Annotated in this window: 16 protein-coding genes; 11 read left to right on the top strand and 5 right to left on the bottom strand. The window is 72.8% G+C overall.

Going from position 1 to position 16,422, the window contains the following annotated elements:
- Positions 1–105: 105 nt before the first annotated feature.
- The 11 genes from HNR57_RS13870 (at position 106) to HNR57_RS13820 (ending at position 10,193) form a co-directional block, all read left to right on the top strand.
- Complete coding sequence (locus HNR57_RS13870; RefSeq protein ID WP_221342384.1) at positions 106–609, top strand: protein-tyrosine phosphatase family protein; 504 nt, start codon at positions 106–108, stop codon at positions 607–609.
- A 141-nt stretch (positions 610–750) separates the two neighbouring features.
- The gene (locus HNR57_RS13865; RefSeq protein WP_184560139.1) at positions 751–1,512 is read left to right on the top strand and encodes a hypothetical protein; all 762 of its coding nucleotides are present in this window, start codon (positions 751–753) and stop codon (positions 1,510–1,512) included.
- Positions 1,509–2,804, top strand: coding sequence for an ATP-binding protein (locus HNR57_RS13860; protein WP_184560138.1), 1,296 nt, complete (start codon positions 1,509–1,511; stop codon positions 2,802–2,804). Before HNR57_RS13865 ends, HNR57_RS13860 begins: the two co-directional genes overlap by 4 nt.
- A 114-nt stretch (positions 2,805–2,918) precedes the next feature.
- Complete coding sequence (locus HNR57_RS13855) at positions 2,919–3,350, top strand: SH3 domain-containing protein (protein WP_184560137.1); 432 nt, start codon at positions 2,919–2,921, stop codon at positions 3,348–3,350.
- A gap of 52 nt (positions 3,351–3,402) precedes the next feature.
- Positions 3,403–4,767 carry an FtsW/RodA/SpoVE family cell cycle protein gene (locus HNR57_RS13850; protein WP_184560136.1) on the top strand — a complete coding sequence of 455 codons (1,365 nt, stop codon included), beginning with the start codon at positions 3,403–3,405 and terminating at the stop codon, positions 4,765–4,767.
- A complete protein-coding gene (locus tag HNR57_RS13845) occupies positions 4,764–6,224 on the top strand; it encodes a penicillin-binding transpeptidase domain-containing protein (RefSeq protein ID WP_184560135.1) in 1,461 nt (486 codons plus the stop codon). Before HNR57_RS13850 ends, HNR57_RS13845 begins: the two co-directional genes overlap by 4 nt.
- Before the next feature lie 62 nt (positions 6,225–6,286).
- Entirely contained in the window at positions 6,287–6,796 is a 510-nt protein-coding gene (locus tag HNR57_RS13840; protein WP_184560134.1) for a DUF3291 domain-containing protein, read from the top strand.
- Positions 6,797–6,920: 124 nt separating this feature from the next.
- Entirely contained in the window at positions 6,921–7,859 is a 939-nt protein-coding gene (locus tag HNR57_RS13835; RefSeq protein ID WP_184560133.1) for an AurF N-oxygenase family protein, read from the top strand.
- 37 nt (positions 7,860–7,896) lie between these two features.
- On the top strand, positions 7,897–8,550 hold the full coding sequence (locus tag HNR57_RS13830) for a TetR/AcrR family transcriptional regulator (protein ID WP_184560131.1): 654 nt from the start codon (positions 7,897–7,899) through the stop codon (positions 8,548–8,550).
- A 10-nt stretch (positions 8,551–8,560) separates the two neighbouring features.
- A complete protein-coding gene (locus HNR57_RS13825; RefSeq protein ID WP_184560129.1) occupies positions 8,561–8,860 on the top strand; it encodes a DUF8847 domain-containing protein in 300 nt (99 codons plus the stop codon).
- A 106-nt stretch (positions 8,861–8,966) separates the two neighbouring features.
- Complete coding sequence (locus HNR57_RS13820) at positions 8,967–10,193, top strand: C40 family peptidase (protein WP_184560128.1); 1,227 nt, start codon at positions 8,967–8,969, stop codon at positions 10,191–10,193.
- On the opposite strand, the gene HNR57_RS13815 is transcribed toward HNR57_RS13820, so the two are convergent.
- From HNR57_RS13815 to HNR57_RS13795, 5 genes are read right to left on the bottom strand one after another with little or no spacing between them, the layout of a single operon-like run.
- A complete protein-coding gene (locus HNR57_RS13815; protein ID WP_184560127.1) occupies positions 10,157–11,419 on the bottom strand; it encodes a styrene monooxygenase/indole monooxygenase family protein in 1,263 nt (420 codons plus the stop codon). The two genes, HNR57_RS13820 and HNR57_RS13815, sit on opposite strands and share 37 nt — an antisense overlap.
- A 12-nt stretch (positions 11,420–11,431) precedes the next feature.
- Positions 11,432–12,079, bottom strand: a complete 648-nt coding sequence (locus HNR57_RS13810) for a GTP-binding protein (RefSeq protein ID WP_184560125.1) — start codon at positions 12,077–12,079, stop codon at positions 11,432–11,434.
- Positions 12,060–12,482: a DUF742 domain-containing protein gene (locus HNR57_RS13805; protein ID WP_184560124.1), complete on the bottom strand. Its 423-nt coding sequence runs from the start codon at positions 12,480–12,482 to the stop codon at positions 12,060–12,062. The genes HNR57_RS13810 and HNR57_RS13805 overlap by 20 nt, the downstream gene beginning before the upstream one ends.
- Positions 12,479–13,003, bottom strand: a complete 525-nt coding sequence (locus HNR57_RS13800) for a roadblock/LC7 domain-containing protein (protein WP_184560122.1) — start codon at positions 13,001–13,003, stop codon at positions 12,479–12,481. Before HNR57_RS13800 ends, HNR57_RS13805 begins: the two co-directional genes overlap by 4 nt.
- Complete coding sequence (locus HNR57_RS13795; protein ID WP_184560120.1) at positions 13,000–16,092, bottom strand: sensor histidine kinase; 3,093 nt, start codon at positions 16,090–16,092, stop codon at positions 13,000–13,002. Before HNR57_RS13795 ends, HNR57_RS13800 begins: the two co-directional genes overlap by 4 nt.
- Positions 16,093–16,422 lie beyond the last annotated feature (330 nt).

Here is a 16,422-nt window from a genome sequence, read left to right as displayed (position 1 = left end):
GTCCATGGGAACAGGCGGGGTGCTGCTGGGGCAAGAACCCGGTTACCTTGGAGAGGAGTTGGGCCTGCCCGCGAACCCCCGGGCGGTGAGCGTGGGGAGGCGCCGTTGCGTACCCGCAGTAAACCCGACGTGCCCGCGCCGGAGAGACCGTGGAGCGAGGTCGTCCCCGGGCTCTGGATGGGCGGTCACGAGTACACCGGGGCCTTGGGGCACCTGGAGTTCGCCGTCGTACGGAACGAGTTCGATCTCGTGCAGACGCTGCTGCGGCTGCCGGGGCACGGGCCCGATCCCGGTGTCCGGCACCATGTGTGGCCCATCCCCGACGGGCCGCTGGACGGGACGCAGCTCGCCGGGGTGATCCGGCTGGCCGAGGCGGCGTGCGAGGCGATGGGCGAGGGCCGCAGGGTCCTCGTCCGCTGTTACCACGGGTACAACCGCTCCGGTCTGGTCGTGGCGCACGCGCTGATGCGCCAGGGCAGCTCCGCCGAGGCGGCGATCCGGCTGATCCGGGACCGGCGCTCGCCCTGGGCGCTGCACAACGACCTGTTCGTCGAGTACCTGCGGGCCGGGCTGGCCACGGCCCGGCTGCTGGAGGAGCTCACCGAGTAGCCCGGCACCCGTACGGCTTCCCGCCCGCGACCGCACACCTCAGGCCGCCCTCTCGCGCAAATGGGACTTCCCTACGAATAAGGTGTACGCGGCCGACGGTCGCGTCCGCCCGTGTCATCGCCCACGAACGCCAGGAGTGCAGTGCCCCTCAGCCGCCCCGGACAGGCCGCCCGCCGTCTCGCCGTCTTCGCCCTGCTGCTGGCCGCCGCCGTGGGCTGCGGGGACGCCGGGGGGCTGGAGGGCGCGGGGTCGACCCCGACGGCGCGGGGACCGGCCCGGCTCTGGCCTGAGCTGACCCCGGCGTCCAGCCCGGCCTTCGAGATCGGCGAGGTGAACACCGAGGTGGTCAAGGGGGTGGAGGTCCCCGGCGACGACATCCGCCGGGTGGACCCGGTCGGCATCGTCCGGGCCGAGATCGCCCGGCACCCCGGGGACTACGACGGTGGCAAGGCGCCCTACCGCGACACCAAGCGCAGGATGGCCGATTGCGCGAACGGCCCGGGGCACGGGAGGTGCCCGGTGCTCAGGCCGTACTACCGGGATCTGACCGGCGACGGGCGCGACGACCTGACGCTGGGCTTTCCGCTACTGCCCGGCAAGACGACCGCGGTCCGCGTCTACACCGTGGAGAAGCACCGGCTGGTGCAGGTGATGGCGTGGGAGGACGCGCTCAGCGGCGTCGAGCTGGCCGGGCGCTCCCTGGTGATCCGCTCGCCGTCGGAGGTCGCGGGTTACGAGTACCGCCTGCAGTGGACCTGGGACCGGGACCAGCAGGCCATGCTGCTCACCCACGACGAGATGCTGCGCACGGGCCCGCGCAAGCACTCCCGGCAGCCGTCGGCCTCCCCCACCGCCGCCCCGTCCCTCTCTCCGTCCGCCTCCGTCTCGGTGAGCGGCGGATGAGGTCCGTGCTGCCCCCGTGGTCCGGGACCCTCGCCGCGAAGGCCGCCGCCTTCATCACGGTCATGTGCTGCGCTCTGGCGGCCCTGCTCGGCGTCCTGGTGCACGTGCAGGTGACGAACCAGACCGTCGGCCAGGCCCGCGACCAGGCGCTGCAGCGGCTGACGCAGGCGACGGAGCGGTACGAGGCCGGGGACACGCTGTGGCGGGGCGCCGGGGTGGATCCGCCGGAGCTGCCCGGGGAGCTGCGGGAGCTGGCGGTGGCCGGGGACCGCGGCACGATGGTCGCCGAGCGCGAGGGACGCCCCACGATGTGGGCGGCGGGTCCCGTAGACGGCGAGCGCGCGCTGGCCGTCGCGGTCGACTACTCGCAGCAGGCCCGCACGATCGAGGGCCTGGACCGGGCGATCCTGTGGTCCTCGGGCCTGGCGATCGGGGCGACGCTGCTGGTCGGGGCGTTCGCGGTGACGCGGGTGACGCGGCGGCTGCACACCACGGCGCTGGTCGCGCGGCGGATCAGCGCGGGCGACCTGGACGCGCGCGTGAACGACCCCCGCACAGGTCCCGGTATAGGCCCCCGTACAGGCCGCCGTACAGGCTCGCGCACGGGCCCGCGCGCGAAGGCCGGCCCGCAGGACGAGGTGGCCGCGGTCGCCGCCGCCCTGGACTCCATGGCGGCCTCGCTCCAGGGCAAGCTGCTCGCCGAGCAGCGGTTCACGGCGGATGTCGCGCATGAGCTGCGCACGCCGCTGACCGGGCTGCACGCCGCGGCCGAACTGCTGCCGCCGGGCCGCCCGACGGAACTGGTCCGCGACCGGGTCGCGGCGCTGCGCACGCTCACCGAGGATCTGCTGGAGATCTCCCGGCTGGACACCGGCCGGGAGCGGGTGGAGCTGGACACCGAGCGGCTGGGTCCGCTGGCCGAGCGGGCGGTGCGGGCGGCGGGGAACGGCACCGAGGTCAGGGTCGTGCGGGACGTGTCCGTGGAGACGGACCGGCGGCGGCTGGAGCGGGTGCTGGGAAACCTCGTGGCGAACGCTCACAAGCACGGGCGGGCGCCGGTGGTGCTGACCGTGGACGGCCCGGTGGTGACCGTGCGCGACCACGGGGACGGGTTCCCGGAGTACCTGGTGGCCCACGGGCCCCAGCGGTTCCGCACGGAGGGCGGTACGCGGGGGCACGGGCTGGGGCTGACCATCGCGCGGGGGCAGGCCGAGGTGCTGGGGGCGCGGCTGGAGTTCGCGAACGCGCCCGAGGGCGGGGCCGTGGCCACCCTGAAGCTGGCGGCGGAGTGAGGGCCCCGGGCGCGTTCTCCTATGGCCCAGCGTGAGGGGCGACACCTTCTGGGCGCTCCTAATGTGGCGATAAGTCAGCTTCGGCACCCTCGCCCCCGCATGGAGGTAACCCCCATGTCCCTGCGCACCCGTCTCTCCATAGCCACCGCCGCCGGGCTCCTCGCCGCCGCGGCCGCCGTCACGCCCGCCGCCGCGCACGACGACTGGGACCCGAGCGGCGGCAACGGCAGCAGCCAGCAAGACCCCAGTGGCGGGAACGGCGGCTTGGGGGACGGCAGCGGCGGGAACGGCGGCAACGGCCACCCCGACCAGCGCCTCTACGAGGGCGTCGTCACGGCGGACACGCTGGCGCTGCGCAGCGCCCCGAACCGCGGTTCGCAGATCATCCGGTTCGCCCACCGGGGCGACGTCGTCAGCATCTTCTGCAAGACGGGCGGCGAGACCGTGCAGGGCAATCCGCTCTGGTACCTGCTGACGGACGGCACTTGGGCCTGGGGCGCGGCCCGGTACATCGACAACATCGGCCCCGCGCCACGCTGGTGCTGACACTCGGTCACCCAAAGGCACACAAGAAGCACTGTTTGGGTAGGTTCCGGACATGAGCAAGGCCGGAAGCACCGTGGCGACAGCGGACCCGCCCACGCCCGCCGTCAGCCGCCTCCCCCGGCGCCGGGGCATCGAACTCGCCCTCATCGTGCTGGCCGTCCTGCTGTCGGTGTACGGCTACTGCGCCGTGGGCCTCGCCCGGCACGGAACGCTCCCGCCCGGCGCCGCCGGCTACGGCGCCGGGCTCGGCGTCCTGGCGCTGCTGGCCCATCTGGCGGTACGCCTGCGGGCCCCGTACGCCGACCCGCTGCTCCTGCCCATCGGGGTGCTGCTCAACGGACTGGGCCTGGTGCTGATCTACCGGCTCGACCTGGAGACCCCGGGCGACCGGGCGGCACCCGCCCAGCTGGTGTGGTCGACGCTGGGCGTGGCGCTGTTCATCCTGGTCGTGCTGCTGCTGCGCGACCACCGGGTGCTCCAGCGGTACACGTACGTCTGCGTGGTCGCGGCCCTGGTCCTGCTCACGCTGCCGATCCTGTTCCCGGCGGTGAACGGGGCCCGCATCTGGATCCGGATCGCCGGGTTCTCCATCCAGCCGGGCGAGTTCGCGAAGGTGCTGCTGGTGGTGTTCTTCGCCGCGTACCTGGCGGCGAACCGCAACGCGCTCGCCTACACCGGCCGCCGCGTCTGGAAGCTCCAGCTCCCCACCGGCCGCGTCCTCGGCCCGATCGTCGCCGTCTGGCTGGTGAGCGTGGGCGTGCTGATCCTGGAGCGCGACCTCGGCACCTCGCTGCTGTTCTTCGGCCTGTTCGTGGTGCTCCTCTACGTCGCCACCGGCCGCACCGGCTGGATCGCGGTCGGCCTGCTGCTGGCGGCGCTGGGCGCGGTCGCCGTGGGCCGACTGGAGCCGCACGTGCACAGCAGGATCGAGACCTGGCTGCACCCCTTCGCCTCCATCGAGGCGGGCGAGGGCGCGAACCAGCTCGCCCAGTCGCTGTTCGCCTTCGCGGAGGGCGGCCTGCTCGGCGCGGGCCTCGGACTCGGCCACTCGTACCTCATCGGCTTCGCCGTGAAGTCGGACTTCATCCTGGCCACCGCGGGCGAGGAGCTCGGCCTGGCCGGCATCGGCGCCGTCTTCCTCCTCTACGGCCTGCTGGTGGAGCGCGGCTTCCGTGCGGGCCTCGCCCAGCGCGAGCCCTTCGGCCGGCTGCTCGCGGTCGGCCTCGCCTCGCTGGTGGCACTCCAGGTGTTCGTGATCGCGGGCGGGGTGACCGGGCTGATCCCGCTGACCGGGATGGCGATGCCGTTTCTGGCGCAGGGCGGCTCGTCGGTGGTCACCAACTGGGCGATCGTGGCGCTGCTGGTCCGGGTGAGCGACTCGGCCCGGCGCGGCTGCGACGGGCAGGACGCCCGGTGACCCGGCACATCCGGCACGCCGGGTACTTCTGCGTCCTGCTGCTGGTGGCGCTGCTGCTGAACGCGGCCCGCGTCCAGGTCGTCCAGGCACCCTCCTACGACCGCAACCCGGGCAACCGGCGCCCCGACATCACCCGCTACGAGCAGCCGCGCGGGGACATCCTGGTCGGCGGGCGGCGCGTCACCGGCTCCAGGGACACCCGCGAGCACCTGCGCTACGAACGGACCTACACCGACGGCCCGCTGTACGCCCCGGTCACCGGCTTCGCCTCCCAGCTCTACGGAACGACGCTGCTGGAGAGCACCGAGGACGGCGTGCTGTCCGGCGCGGATCCGATGCTGGCGCCGTTCCCGCTGTGGAACGACTTCACGCGGGCGCGCAACGCCGGCGGAGACGTCGTCACGACCCTCCACCCAGCCGCGCAGGAGGCCGCCTTCAAGGGGCTCGCGGGCCGCAAGGGCGCGGTGGCGGCGCTGGAGCCGTCGACCGGCCGGATCCTGGCCCTGGTGTCCGCCCCGTCCTACGACCCCCAGCCGCTGTCCGGCAACGGCTCGGCCGCGGCCCGGGCCTGGGCGCGACTCAACGCGGACAAGGACCGCCCGATGCTCAACCGGGCGGTGCGGCAGACGTACCCGCCGGGTTCGACCTTCAAGGTCGTCACCGCGGCCGCCGCGCTGGACACCGGTGTGGTCACGGACCTCGAAGCGCCGACCGACTCCCCCGACCCCTACCGGCTGCCCGGGACGCGGACGCGCCTGACCAACGCGTCGAAGGGCTGCGCGGACGCCTCCTTGCGCGAGGCCTTCACGCTCTCCTGCAACACGGTGTTCGCCAAGCTCGGTGTGGAGGTGGGCGTGCCGGACATGACGGCCACGGCGTACGCCCTCGGGTTCGGCAACGGGGGGCTGCGGATCCCCTTCCCGGTGGCCCGGTCCACTTTCGACACCACCCTGGACAAGGCCCAGCTGGCCCTGTCGTCGATCGGCCAGTACAACACCCGCGCCACGCCGCTGCAGATGGCGATGGTCGCGGCGGCCGTGGCGAACGGCGGCCAGGTGCGGGACCCGTATCTGGTGGAGCGCACGACCCGGCCGGGCGGCGGCACCCTCGCGGCGGCCGGCTCGCGGGCGGTCCGCCAGGCGATGTACCCGTCCACCGCCGTCCGGCTGCGGGCGATGATGCGGGACGTGGTCGAGAACGGCGGCGGACGCAATGCCGCCATCCGCGGCGCCAAGGTCGGCGGCAAGACCGGCACCGCCCAGCACGGCCTCGGCAACTCCGGGACGCCGTACGCCTGGTTCGTCTCCTGGGCGCAGGGCGACCGCGACCTGGCGGCCCGGGTGGCGGTCGCGGTCGTCGTGGAGGACGCGGAGGCGAGGCGCGGGGACATCAGCGGGGGCGGTGACGCGGCGCCGATCGCGCGGGCGGTGATGAGGGCGGTGCTCAAGTCGCCCTGACGGCTGCCCGGTTGGTGAGACGGGGCTACCGGCCGGGAAGTTCCCTACCTAACGTTCGGTACATGACTGAGCCCACTACCGCGTACGAACTCGCCGAGGTCAACATCGCCCGCCTGAAGGCCCCGCTGGACTCACCGCAGTTGAAGGACTTCGTCGACGCCCTGGACCCGGTGAACGCCGACGCCGACGCGGCCGACGGTTTCGTGTGGCGCCTGCAGAGCGACAGCGGCAACGCCACGGACGTGCCCGTCTTCGGCGATTCCTGGCTGATCCTCAACATGTCGGTGTGGCGCGACGCCGACTCGCTGACGGCGTACATGTACCAGGGCAGGCACCGGGAGATGCTCGCCCGACGCCGCGAGTGGTTCGAGCGGGTGGAGGAGGCCATGGTGACCCTGTGGTGGGTGCCGGCCGGCCACCGCCCGACCGTGGCCGAGGCGGAATCCCGCCTCCTGCACATCCGCACCCACGGCCCGACGCCGTATGCCTTCACCCTGCGGACGCAGTTCCCGCCCCAGGGGGCCGAACCGCTGATCGGCGAGGTGCCGGAGGGGCTGGGCTGCGCGCTCTGACGAGTGCGCGGGCGCACCCGAGGTAGACACCGGGTCAACAAGTGGCGCGCAGGGGATTGACTGGCTTGCTGACAAGCAGTCTCATAAGTGCATCAGTGACGTGTGCACAACGAGGTGGGCAGCCATGACGACCCTGACGGAAGCCGATGCGCTCGACGGCCTGCGCGATGCCCTCGGCCTGCTGAAGGACCGGGAGCAGGTGGCCCAGCGGCTGCTCGACTCCTCCGCCAAGCATTCCTTCGACCCGGACAAGGAACTGGACTGGGACGCGCCCTTCGAGGAGGGCAAGTGGTTCTGGCCGCCGGAGCTGGTGTCGCTCTACGACACTCCGCTGTGGAAGCGGATGGGCGAGGAGCAGCGGATCCTGCTCTCCCAGCACGAGGCGGCGGCCCTGGCCTCGCTCGGCATCTGGTTCGAGATCATCCTCATGCAGCTGCTGGTGCGGCACATCTACGACAAGGCGGCCACGAGCGCGCACGTCCGCTACGCACTCACCGAGATCGAGGACGAGTGCCGGCACTCCAAGATGTTCGCCCGGCTGATCGCCCAGGGCGACACGCCCTGGTACCCGGTCAGCCGCGCGCACCAGCAGCTCGGCCGCCTGTTCAAGACCATCTCCACCACCCCCGGTTCCTTCACGGCGACCCTGCTCGGCGAGGAGGTCCTGGACTGGATGCAGCGGCTGACGTTCCCCGACGAGCGCGTCCAGACCCTGGTCCGCGGCGTCACCCGCATCCACGTCGTGGAGGAGGCCCGCCACGTCCGCTATGCCCGTGAGGAACTCCGCCGCCAGATGGTGACCGCGCCCAAGTGGTCCCAGGAGTTCACCCGCATCACCTCCGGCGAGTTCGCCCGCGTCTTCTCGGTGGCGTTCGTGAACCCCGACGTCTACACGAACGTGGGCCTGGACAAGCGGGAGGCCCTCGCCCAGGTCCGCGCGAGCGGCCACCGCCGGGAGGTCATGCAGAACGGCTCCAGGCGGCTGACCGACTTCCTCGACGACATCGGGGTGCTGCGGGGGGTCGGACGACGGCTGTGGAAGTCGTCGGGGCTGCTGGCGTAGGGGCGCACACCCCGGCCCCCCGATTACGCTGCGAGGCATGACACCAGCCGCCCCCACCCCCGCCTACCGGCGACTCAGCGTCGAGGAACGCCGCAGTCAGCTGCTCACCTCCGCGCTGGACCTCTTCGCCCACCGCGCCCCGGAGGAGGTGTCCCTCGACGACGTGGCGGAGGCGGCCGGGGTCTCGCGGCCCCTGGTGTACCGGTACTTCCCGGGCGGCAAGCAGCAGCTCTACGAGGCCGCCCTGCGGTCCGCCGCCGACGAGCTCCAGCACTGTTTCGACGAACCCCGCGAAGGTCCCCTCCTCCCCCGCCTGTCCCGCGCCCTCGACCGCTACCTCACCTTCGTCGACGAGCACGACACCGGCTTCAGCGCCCTCCTCCAGGGCGGCAGCGTCGTCGAGACCTCCCGCACCACCGCCATCGTCGACGGCGTCCGCCGCGTCGCCGCCGAGCACATCCTCAGCCACCTGGGCGTCACCGGCCCCGGGCCCAGCCTGCGCATGACCATCCGCATGTGGATCACCGCGGTGGAGGCGTCGTCGCTGATCTGGCTCGACGAGGACAAGCAGCCCCCCGCCGAGGAGCTCCGCGACTGGCTCGTCGAGCAGTTCGTGGCGATGCTGACCGTGACCGCCCGCCGCGACCCGCAGACCGACGCCCTGGTCCGGGCGCTCGCCGAGGATGTCTGACACTGATCCCGTGAAGAGCGAAGAGACCCCCTTCGAGGGCGGCCCGATGGACGGCAGGGTCCTGCCCGTCCTCCTCGGGATCACCGGCCACCCGCCCAAGACGTACCGCATCCCCGTCCCGGACCCGGACGGCGGGCCGGACACCGTGCTCGTCTACCGCCGCGTCCCCCGGGGGCCGGGCCGGGTCGGCCTGTCCAACCGCTGGAAGTACGAGTACGCCCCGCAGGGCGTCCCGCCCCGCCGGCTCAACTGGCCGTGGTCGAAGCCAGACGCCACGCCGCGCGGCAAGCCGGACGACGCCGACGGGTGACCCCGTTGCGCCGAACCGCGCACACCCGCCGCGCGCACCGCCCGCACACGCCTGATCCTCACGATGTCCGGCGGCACCACGCCGCCCTCGCACCGGAGGTGATGGCATGTCAGGAAAGCTCCTGCGGCTGGTCTGCGTCGCGGCGACGGCGGCCGGAACCGTCCTGGCCCCCGTCCCGGCCACGGCCGCTCCCGGGCCGGACACGGAACAGCACGAGATCGCCGAGCTCCTGACGGATCTTCAGGGGCTGTACAGGAAGGCCGAGGAGGCCACCGAGGCCTACAACGCCACCGAGGAGAAGCTGAAGAAGCAGCGGGCCGAGACCGACCGCCTGGACCGCGCCCTCGCCCGCGCCCGGCTCTCCCTGCACGACAGCCGGGGCGCGGCCGGCCGGCTGGCCCGGCAGCAGTACCAGAGCAGCACCGACATCTCCCCCTACGTGCGCCTGCTCCTGGCCCGCGACCCCCAGCACGCGATCGAGCAGGGTCATGTGATCGGCCGGCTCGCCCGGGAGCGGGCCGGCACCGTCGGCCGGCTGACCACCAGCGAGCGCACGGCCCGCGAGCTGGCCCGCAAGTCCCGCACGGCCCTCGACCGGCAGCTCGCCCTCACCGAGCGGCGCAAGAAGGAGCGGGACGAGGTCCGCGCCCGGCTGCACGACGTCGAGAAGCTGCTCGCCTCCCTCAGCCGCGACCAGCTCACCGACCTCGCCGAGTTCGAGCGGAACGGCATCGCCAAGGCGCAGAAGGAGTTCATGGCGTCCGGCGCGCTGAGCAGCGAACGCAACGGTGACGACGGCGACGACAGCGGCGGCGACGGCAAGAACCGCGGGAGCAGGCGGAGCAGCGGCGGCGTCCGTGCCCCGTCGGCCGAGGGCCGCAGGGCCGTGCGCTACGCCGTGCGCCAGCTCGGCAAGCCGTACGAGTGGGGCGCGGAGGGCCCGAGGACGTACGACTGCTCGGGGCTGACCTCACGGGCCTGGGCCGAGGCCGGGGTGCCCATCCCCCGGACCAGCCAGGAACAGTGGAAGCGGCTGGAGCGGATCCCGCTGCACGAGCTGCGCCCCGGCGACCTGGTCGTGTACTTCGAGAAGGCCACGCACACGGCGCTGTACCTCGGGGACGGCAGGGTGGTGCAGGCGCCCCGTCCGGGCGCGAAGGTGAAGGTCTCACCGATCGCGGCCAACCCCGTTCTGGGCGCCGTACGCCCGGACCCGGACGGGAAGCCCCTGCGGCGGTACGTGCCGCCGGAGCTCCCCGAGGGTGCCACGGACGGGTCGGACGAGGGCTACGAGGGTTACGCGGCGCCCGCGCCGGACACCTCGGCCAGGTAGGCCCCGGTCTTGGCCGGGTCGTAGAAGAAGTTCTCGAAGTCGGCCGGGGTGTCGAAACCGTTGGCGAAGCGGTCGGCTACCGGCTGGAGCTCACCGGCGGCGCCGATGAGGTTCAGGATGTGCTCCGGCGGCGGCGCGAGCATCGCGTTGGTCCACTTGGTGACGTGCTGGGCGGTGTTCCAGTAGCGGTCGAAGGTGGCGCGCATCCACTCCTCGTCGAACGGCTTGTCGCCGTGCTCGGTGATCGAGGCGAGGTAGGCGGCGGCGCACTTGGACGCCGAGTTGGAGCCCTGCCCGGTGATCGGGTCGTTCGCCACGACGACGTCCGCCACGCCCAGCACGAGCCCGCCGCCGGGGAGGCGGCCGATCGGGTTGCGGACGGTGGGGGCGTAGCGCCCGGCCAGGGTGCCGCCGGCGTCGGTCAGTTCGACCTTGGTGGCCCGCGCGTACTCCCAGGGGACGTACCGCTCCATGAGTTCCAGGGTCAGGGAGAGGTGCTCCGCGGGGTCCTTGACGCCGTTGAAGGCGTCGAGCGGGCCGCCGGGTATGCCCTCCCAGAACAGGATGTCGGCGCGGCCGGAGGTGGTCAGGGTGGGCATGACGAACAGTTCGCCGACGCCCGGCACGAGGTTGCAGCGGACCGCTTCGGTGTCCGGGTGCTCGGGGCGCGGGCCGAGGCCGTGGACGTACGACACGGCCAGCGCGCGCTGCGGCTCGGCGTACGGGGAGCGCTCCGCGTCGCGGCCGAACATCTGGACCAGCTCGCCCTTGCCGGCCGCGACGAGTACCAGGTCGTAGGTGCGGGAGAAGTAGTCGAGGTCGCCGACGGCCGCGCCGTGGATGACGAGCTGGCCGCCGCGCTGGGCGAACGTCTCCATCCAGCCGGCCATCTTCACGCGCTGGTCGACGGACTGGGCGAAGCCGTCGAGCCTGCCCAGCCAGTCGATGGCGCGGGCGGAGGGGCCTTCGGCCCAGGAGCCGGGGGCGGCGACCGAGACGCCGAGTCCTTCGATCTTCGGGGCCTGGGACTCCCAGAAGTTCAGCTGGAGGTCGCGCTCGTGCTGCAGGGCCGTGTGGAACATGCACTGCGTCGACATGACCCGGCCGGTGCGGATCTCGTCCGCCGTCCGGTTGGACATCAGGGTGACCTCGTACCCCTGTGACTGGAGGCCGAGGGCGATCTGGAGCCCGGACTGACCGGCTCCGACGACGAGTATCTTCCGCATGCGGGCTTTCCTCTACTCGGGGGTTTCGTCGAGCGCGTGGCCCACGAGGGCCAGGAGGGTCTCGATCACGGAGATCCGGCGACGCGCGTCCATGATCATGACAGGTATGTGCCGCGGGATGGTCAGGGCCTCCCGCACGTCCTCCGGCTCGAACAGCTCGCTGCCGTCGAAGTGGTTGACCGCGACCACGTACGGCAGCCCGGAGCTCTCGAAGTAGTCCAGGACCGGGAAGCAGTCCTTCAGGCGGCGGGTGTCGGCCAGCACGACGGCGCCGATCGCGCCGCGCACGATGTCGTCCCACATGAACCAGAACCGCTGCTGGCCCGGCGTGCCGAACAGGTAGAGCACCAGGTCGTCGTCGAGCGTGATGCGCCCGAAGTCCATGGCGACGGTGGTGGTGGTCTTGCCCGGGGTGGCGGTGAGGTCGTCGGTCGCCTCGCTCGCCTCTGTCATCAGCGCCTCGGTCTGCAGGGGCGTGATCTCCGAGACGGCGGTGACCAGCGTGGTCTTGCCCACGCCGAAGCCGCCCGCCACCACGATCTTCGTGGCTATGGGGGCACGGGTGCGGTCCGTCTCCCAGGCGTGCATGCTGTCGTCCGGCTGGACGAACTGAGATGAACCAGCGACGCCGTGAGCGGCGTCAGAGACGACGGAGTCCACTCAGCACCCTTTCCAGCAGAGCCCGGTCCGGGCGGCCCGTGCCGTGGCCGGTGCCCGTTCCGTACACACGGATCTTTCCCTGGTCCGCGAGGTCGCTGAGGAGCACGCGGACCACGCCGAGCGGCATCTTCAGCAGCGCGGCGATCTCGGCCACCGTACGCATCCGGCGGCACAGTTCGACGATGGCCCGCAGCTCCGGCATCACGCGGGTGGAGAGGTGGCCGTTCGTCAGTTCCTTGCGCTCCTCGGGGGCGTCGAGCGCGGCCGTGCTCGCCACGAACGTCTCCACGAGGAGGACGTGGCCGAAGCGGGTGCGGCCGCCGGTGAGCGAGTAGGGGCGGACCCGGGCGGGTTTGCGGTCGCCGCCGCGGACGGGCAGGTGCTGCTTCGGTTTACTGCTCATCGGGCACTCCCCGCCGTCTGGGAATCCTCCAGGGATTTACGGAGCTCGCTGCGGAGTTCGGGCGTCAGCACGTGGCCGGCGCGGCCGACGAACAGGGCCATGTGGTACGCCACGACGCTCATGTCGCAGTCCGCGGAGCCGTGGACGCCGAGCAGCGAGCCGTCGCTGATCGACATCACGAACAGGCTGCCCTCGTCCATCGCGACCATCGTGTGCCGGACCCCGCCGAAGTCCATCAGCCGGGCGGCGCCGATGGTGAGGCTGCCGATGCCGGAGACGATGGTGGCCAGGTCGGCGGCGGAGCCGCGTGGGCCGGTCCGCTTGGTCCCGCGGGCCTGCAGGGCCTCCCTCGCCTCCTTGTTGCGGTGGTCGTCGGAGGAGAGCAGGAGTAGTCCGTCGGAGGAGACGACCGCGACGGAGAGGATGCCGGGTACCTCCTCGACGAGGTTGGTGAGCAGCCAGTGCAGGTTGCGGGCCTCACTGCTCAGTCCGATCAGTCCGAAGGTACTGGGCGCGGTCAACTGCTTGCCTCCTCGACTGTGCCCCCCGTGGATTCTCCGGATCCAGCTGGTCCTGCAGCGCCGGTGGCCGGCCTCTGGTGCGAGGCCGTCCGCTCGGCGATCTCCGCCTCCACCTCGCGGTAGCCGGCCTGGGCGCCCTGGCGGAACCCGCCGAGACGGCGGCGCAGGGCGTCGGCGTCGACGGAGCCGCTGCGCTGGCGCGGGGCGGTGGTCTGTGCGGTGATCTTCGGGGTGCGCTTGGGGAGGCCCTTGTCGGTGACGCGGTCCTCCTCCTCGTCGGGCGCGCGTTCGTGCTCGGGGCTGTCGTCCGCGTCGGGCACGGGCGGCCCGTGCGGGCGGGACTCGCCGTCACCGGCCACGGGTTCCCGCCCGACCGGGTCCGACTCCCCCGGCTGCACGGGGATCAGCAGCTCCATCGTGGTCTCCGCGGGGGATTCCACGGGTGCCGCCGCGATGCCGTCCGGCTCGGCGGATACCGGCGGGTCGGCGGGCGTGGGCGGGTCGGCGTGTACGGCCGATTTGGCGGGCACGGGCGGTTCGGCGGGCGACTCCGGCTCGGCGGGCGCAGCCAGGTCGGTGGGGGCCGACGGCCTGGTCGGCGTCGCCGGTTCGGCGGGCAGCTCGGCGGACGCCGGCCGTTCGGCGGGGTCGATCGGGGCCGCGACCGCGTCAGTTGGCGCCGCCGGGTCCGCGGGGGCGGCCAGGCTGTCGTGCGCGGACGGGTCGACGGAGGTCGCCGGTTCGGCCGGCGCGGCCGGGTCGGCGGGTGCCGCCTCGGCTGCCCCCGTCGCCCCCGTCGCCGCGGTCGGTTCCGAGTCGGGCGTCGCCACGGACTCCGCGGCTTCGTCCTGGCGTACCGCCTTCTCCGCCAAGGCCACCAGCGGGTCGTCGCCGGCCGTGCGGCCGGGCAGGACGTTGGAGTTGGCCTCGGCATCGGCGCCCGGGAAGGAGACGGAGTGCGCCGTGCCGGAGAGGGGGCCGGAGGCCGGGACGGCCACGGCCGGGGCGGCGGCGAGGAGCGTGCGCGGCAGGACGACGACGGCCGCGACACCGCCCTGCTTCTGCTCCCGCAACTGGACGCGCACGCCGTGGCGGTGGGCGAGGCGGGCCACGACGTACAGGCCGAGGCCGAGGCCGTCCTCGCCCTCCTGGTCGTAGGGCGCCTCGGGGTCGAAGTCGGTGAGGCGGGAGTTGAGGCGCTCCAGCCGGTCCTCGGCCATGCCGATGCCCTCGTCCTGGACGGAGAGCATGACCTCGCCGTTCTCCAGCAGCCAGCCGGAGATCTCGACGGGCAGGTCGGGCGGGGAGAACGAGGTGGCGTTCTCCATGAGTTCGGCCAGCAGGTGGGAGAGGTCGTCCGCGGCGAACCCGGCGATGTGCGCGTGCGGCGGCAGCGCGGCGATCCTGACCCGCTCGTACCGCTCGATCTCGCTGACCGCGGCGCGGACGACGTCCACCAGCGGCACGGGCCCGGCGGCGTGCTGGACGTGCTCGGTACCGGCGAGGACCAGCAGGTTCTCGCTGTGCCGACGCATGACCGTGGCGAAGTGGTCGAGCTTGAACAGCGTGGCGAGCCGGTCCGGGTCCTGCTCGCGCTCCTCCAGGTTCTCGATGACGGCCAGTTGCCGCTCGACCAGTCCGAGGGTGCGCAGTGCGAGGTTGACGAACGTGCCGCCGATGGCCGTGCGCAGCCGCTCCAGCTGGGCGGCGGACTCGGCGAGTTCGCCGCGCAGTTCCTCGCGCGCGTCGGCCATCTTCTGGCGCTGGCCGACCAGGTGCTTGCGGTCGGACTCCAGCGTGGTGATCCGCTCGGTGAGGGCGGCGGCGTGCGCGTGCAGGGCGTTGACGGAGCGGACGGCCTGGGCGAACTCGTCGTTGCGGCCGGTGAACTTCACCGGCTCCTCGGCCGCCGGGTCCTCGGCCTCGGCGAGGCGCTTCGACCCCAGGCGCAGGACCGCGAGCGGCCGGGTGAGGCTGCGGGCCATGCCCGTGGCGACGCCCACGGCGAGCAGCATGAGGGCACCGAGGACGGCGACGCGGATCTCCAGCGCGGTGACGTCGTCGTCGCGCAGCGCCTCGAGGTCCTTGGTGCGGCGGTCGTAGAGGGCCGACTCGACTCCCCGCATCAGGTCGACGCGGGCGGAAAGGGCCGCGTCCAGCCTCTTGGTGCTGGTGACGAGGTCGCTGCGGGAGAGCGTCGGCTGGTCGGTCAGGGTGGCGAGGTACTTGTCGGCGGAGTTGACCTCGGTGCCGGTGACCGTGGAGTCGAAGGAGGCGCGGGCCGGCTTGGGCGCGGTGCCGCGGAAATCGGCCAGGGCGGCGTCGGAGCGCAGCCGGGCCTGCTGGGCGGCGGCGCTCAGGGCGTCGCGCTGGCGGGTGTCCTCGTCCGAGGAGGCGGAGGTCTCGGTCGGCAGGCCGGTGACGGGGTCGATGACCGTCTCGGTGCTGCGCGGCACGCTCAGCGCGGCGAGCAGCAGCCCGCGGGCCGAGGCGGCCTGCTGGACGGCGGAGTCCAGCTCGGCCAGCGCGTAGGAGCCGGAGCCGGCGCGCGGCGGTGTCTGCTGCGCCAGCTGCTCGGCGAGCCGGTGGAGTTCGGTGATGGCGGCGGAGTACGCCTGGTGCGCTTCGAGGGCGCTGCTCTTGCCGGTGAGCGCCGCCCTGCGCACGGCCGCTATGTCGTCGAGGTCGGAGCGCAGCGAGGCGGGCGTGTCGGTGTCGGAGCGCAGCTCCTCGACCTGCCGGTCCACCCGGGCGCTGTGCTGCTCGGTGGGAGCCTTGGACTTGGGGCGCCCGGCGGCGATGTAGGAGGTGACGTCGTCCCGCTCGTCGGCGAGGGAGTGCGCGAGGGCGAGGGCGTCCTGCGTCTGCTCCGCGAGCGTCACCAGCTCCTGGGAGTCGTGGAGTTGCCCGGAGGCGGCGAGGACGGAGGGCGCGCCGGCCCCGGCGATGGCCGCGGCGACCACGGCCACGGCCACGATCAGCCGGTTGCGTACGTGGGTGGGGCGTCCCTTGCCGGTGGGGGTCGTCGGCTCAGCGCCCTGAACGGGGGCCGTCTGCTTGCCTGTGCGACGAGGCCGCGTCTTCTGCACCGGTGCTCGCATTCCTGACTCGTGAACCCTTGGGCCCGGATGACGCTCCGTCAACTGGTGCGTACTTCCCGGTACACTTCCCGACCCTCCCAGCGCCGGTGGGCAGCGCACGCGCATCACCTGACCCGCCACCCGAAGGAGTGAACCTCGGACCGGAGTTGAGGGGCAAGTTCCGCAGGCCCATGCAGCGACCTTGCGCGGCACGCCGGTTGGACGACGGCGACGGCCGGTGGCAGTATTCGCCACCACGCCTTCCCGGAACAAATCATTCCAGCCCAAACCCGGCGTCTGACCTGCGCGGCTGCGCCGATACGGCGACCATTGGCGGCC

Origin of the sequence: Streptomyces paradoxus (assembly GCF_014202475.1) — a bacterium.
GTDB lineage: Bacteria > Actinomycetota > Actinomycetes > Streptomycetales > Streptomycetaceae > Streptomyces > Streptomyces paradoxus.
The sequence above is the reverse complement of the archived record's forward strand: the minus strand, read 5'-3'. Positions and strand labels throughout refer to the sequence as shown.